The sequence below is a fragment of the Salinicoccus sp. CNSTN-B1 genome, from assembly GCF_054792835.1.
On sequence record NZ_JBTWMN010000002.1, the window covers coordinates 1 to 3,327 of the forward strand.

At 35.5% G+C, this 3,327-nt stretch carries 5 protein-coding genes; all 5 read left to right on the forward strand.

What is annotated here, in order from left to right; translation table 11 throughout:
* The first annotated feature begins 60 nt into the window (after positions 1-60).
* The 5 genes from mobV (at position 61) to ACYF68_RS00045 (ending at position 3,230) form a co-directional block, all read left to right on the forward strand.
* Positions 61-1,272 carry a MobV family relaxase gene (mobV, locus tag ACYF68_RS00025; protein ID WP_461044972.1) on the forward strand — a complete coding sequence of 404 codons (1,212 nt, stop codon included), beginning with the start codon at positions 61-63 and terminating at the stop codon, positions 1,270-1,272.
* Between the two features lie 199 nt (positions 1,273-1,471).
* Complete coding sequence (locus tag ACYF68_RS00030) at positions 1,472-1,726, forward strand: hypothetical protein (RefSeq protein ID WP_461044973.1); 255 nt, start codon at positions 1,472-1,474, stop codon at positions 1,724-1,726.
* Between the two features lie 298 nt (positions 1,727-2,024).
* Positions 2,025-2,192 carry a hypothetical protein gene (locus ACYF68_RS00035; protein ID WP_461044974.1) on the forward strand — a complete coding sequence of 56 codons (168 nt, stop codon included), beginning with the start codon at positions 2,025-2,027 and terminating at the stop codon, positions 2,190-2,192.
* Between the two features lie 70 nt (positions 2,193-2,262).
* Complete coding sequence (locus ACYF68_RS00040; protein WP_461044975.1) at positions 2,263-2,919, forward strand: replication protein; 657 nt, start codon at positions 2,263-2,265, stop codon at positions 2,917-2,919.
* Positions 2,916-3,230: a hypothetical protein gene (locus ACYF68_RS00045; RefSeq protein WP_461044976.1), complete on the forward strand. Its 315-nt coding sequence runs from the start codon at positions 2,916-2,918 to the stop codon at positions 3,228-3,230. Before ACYF68_RS00040 ends, ACYF68_RS00045 begins: the two co-directional genes overlap by 4 nt.
* The last annotated feature ends 97 nt before the right edge of the window (positions 3,231-3,327 follow it).

The following is a 3,327-nucleotide window of genomic DNA, read 5'->3' on the forward strand; positions in this document are numbered from 1 at the left end:
AATAAGTCTAGTGTGTTATACTTTATGTGCGTATTAAAGGTATCAATGAGGAGGGGCAGCATGTCTTATTCTATTTTGAGGGTCGCCAAAGTAAAGGGATCTGTGAATACCACAGGCATTCAAAAACATAATCAAAGAGAGAATAAAAATTATAATAATAAAGACATTCGGCATGCGGACACATATAAAAATTATGACTTGATAAATGACAATAAGATTAACTACACAGAAAAAATAGAGGAGACCATTCATTCAAATTATTCAGGGCATCGTAAAATCCGGTCAGATGCGATTCGCCATGTCGATGGATTGATTACCAGTGATAGAGAATTTTTTGAGGGATTGAGTGAAGAGGAGACACACCAATTTTTTAGAGATAGCTTGGATTTTTTACAAGATGAATATGGAACAGACAATATGGTGTATGCCACTGTGCATTTAGACGAGAATGTGCCACATATGCATTTTGGATTTGTACCACTGACGGAAGATGGGAGACTGTCGGCTAAAGAGCGTCTGGGCAATAAGAAGGCATTGACGGAGCTACAGGACAGATTTAATCAGTACGTGAATCAAAAGGGTTATGACTTGAGCAGGGGGATAGCGAAAACCGTCTCAAAACGGGAACATAAAGATATTGATCGGTTTAAGAAGGATACGCAGTATCATCAAAGAGAATTACAGAATGTCAAAACGGAACTTAAACAGTTCAGTGAGCGACTAGGGGACGATATAGCGCATATGCGGGGCGCTGGAGCGATTGAGTATGAAAATGAGGTAGAAGTAAGGAAAAGCTTGTTTACAGGCCGAGAAGAGCTGGAAACAGGGCGTAAGGTGGTATCCGCTGAAACGTTCGAGGAACTACAGCAAACGATTTCTGCTGCACATAACATCGTAGATGATTATGAACGGATAAAAGATACGAATTTTTATCAAAAGAGCAATGATATGCAAGACAGAATGATTCGACAAGTTAAGATAAACAAGCAGCTGCAAAAAGAAAATGACGCATTGACAGAAGAGAATAAACAGTTGGTCGAAGAAAATAAAGATCTGGATATATACTTCCGACAGTATGAACGGTTTACAATCGGAATATACAAACACTTGAGAACGCATTTTAAGGGGTTTGAGAGCGCATATAATAATTTTAAGGATAAACTGAGGGAGAATGAAAAAACGAAGGGCTATGCCCAGTTTATGGACATGATACAGGAAGATGTCCGTCAGCATGATAAAAAGAAGCGAAGAGAAGCCGATTTAGAACGGTAGAGGACTATTATGCCGAGAAAACTTTTTGATGTGTGACAGGCCTTAAAATACACTGAGAGCGCAAGCGAAGTGGTAGCGACAGCTATCAACTTTCGCTTGGTAGAGCTCTTAGGATTTTTAAGGCCGCAGCGCATCACACTCAAAAAGGAAATTGGAATAAAGAACTAAATCAGTGTTACTTTTTAGAAGGGGTGAGTTGATGAAGTATTTATATTCTTTTTTATTAGGTGTTCCGTTTTCAGTGTTGTTCTTTTTTACTATAGCTTATTTGAGCGATAATACAGTGGTATTTATGATTAGTATTGCAATTTGTATAGGTTTAATAAGAGTGGTTGCTAACCCTATTTTGAAAAGGTTATCTGGTTTTGAAAAATATGAAACTGTGGTTTCCTTTATTTTTATTTTAGGATTAGTGCTTCCGTTGTTTTTCGGTCTTATTTCTTTTAATTTTTAAACGAATGAAAACAAGTCTTTCTAATTTTGAAAAAAATGGAAATTTCATGACCCTTTTAGGGTCTTTTTTTATGAGATGTGAGAGAAAAAGGGGGATACTACGACCCCCTTTTAAGTGCCGAGTGCCAAAACAGAGATTGTGAAGGGTTTTGACCTTTAATATCAATGGGTACAGTGATTTTTCACAAAGCGACATTTCGGCGACATTTTGGAGACATTTTACGAAATAAACATATTTTTGTTGACTATGTGCATATATTTGTTTATTATTTGCATTAATAAAAGATAGGAGGGAAGAAATGTCGCAAAAAAAGAGATATACGATAAATGTTACAGAAGATACAGCTGAAAAATTTGAAGAATTAGTTGAATATTATGCTATGCAAAAATCTGCGGTAATGACATTACTGATAAGAGAAGAACATGAGAAGAAAATACAGGGAAAGGAATTAGAACAAAAAAAATAGCGAAAACTCGGCTTTGGGTAAGGCGTGAGTTTCCGCTGATAAGGCGTTCTAATAAGGTAATTTTAACATTATGAGTAAAGATAAAGCAAGATACTTCACGTTCCTATTGTATCCAGAATCTATACCTGAAGATTGGGAAACCCAATTAGAATTAATGGGTGTATCAATGGCAATTAGCCCTTTGCATGACAAAGATAAAAGTAATCATGAAGGGCAAGAATTTAAAAAGGCACATTATCACATTATTTATGTGGCTAAAAATCCAGTAACAGCAGATAGTGTCAGAAAGAGGATACAAAGAGCTTTAGGTAATCAAAGTGTTGCTAAAGTGATGTTTGTACAGCAGAGTATGGAAAATATGTATTTATATTTAACTCATGAGTCAAAAGACGCGATAGAGAAAAATAAAGTGAAATATTCCAGGAAGGACATTAGGTTGTTGAATAACTTTGATATTGATCGTTACATCACGCTAGACGTAGAAGATAAAGATGAAATGCTGAACGATGTCTGCGATATGATTGATAATCATGACTTGGCAAACATGAGAGAATTAAGACGTTTTGTGAGGTTGCATGGTACAGAATATAATTTGCCAAGCATGAAAATTATTAACTCTGTTTTACGTTCGCATACTGGATTATTAAGATTATATTTTGATGCTGTATATCAAGAAAGAAAATATGGCAGAAGTGATTTTGATAACGAAACAGGTGAAATCAAATGACTGAGAAACTAACAAGTGATGAACTCAAAAATTATTTAATTAACATAGACGACCATATTTTTAGTCTGAATAGATTTACTGAAAATGCAGAGGGAAATCAGTTTGAAATACGCAAAGAAATAGAGATGATTTATAACTATAGCGAAGACTTCTTGGAAGAAAAATATGGAGTGAAAAATAAAATAAATCTTGATAAAGAAATTTATAAAGATTCGTTGGAAAAAATACTTGAATACACTGAAAATGGTGGACGAGATATCAACAGGATTGTTGGTATCTGCTGCGACGGATTATACGAGAGCAGAGAATGATTTTGAACTTTAGGACTATCACAAGATAGTCCTTTTTGCGTTGAGCAAAAACAGGGTCTAAGCCGACTGCAAGTCCACACGCCTTAACGACTTATGA

Coding starts and splice junctions, on each gene's coding strand:
- ACYF68_RS00030 (WP_461044973.1), top strand. CDS start 1,472: ATGAAGTATTTATATTCTTTTTTATTAGGTGTTCCGTTTTCAGTGTTG.
- ACYF68_RS00045 (WP_461044976.1), top strand. CDS start 2,916: ATGACTGAGAAACTAACAAGTGATGAACTCAAAAATTATTTAATTAAC.
- ACYF68_RS00040 (WP_461044975.1), top strand. CDS start 2,263: ATGAGTAAAGATAAAGCAAGATACTTCACGTTCCTATTGTATCCAGAA.
- ACYF68_RS00035 (WP_461044974.1), top strand. CDS start 2,025: ATGTCGCAAAAAAAGAGATATACGATAAATGTTACAGAAGATACAGCT.
- mobV (WP_461044972.1), top strand. CDS start 61: ATGTCTTATTCTATTTTGAGGGTCGCCAAAGTAAAGGGATCTGTGAAT.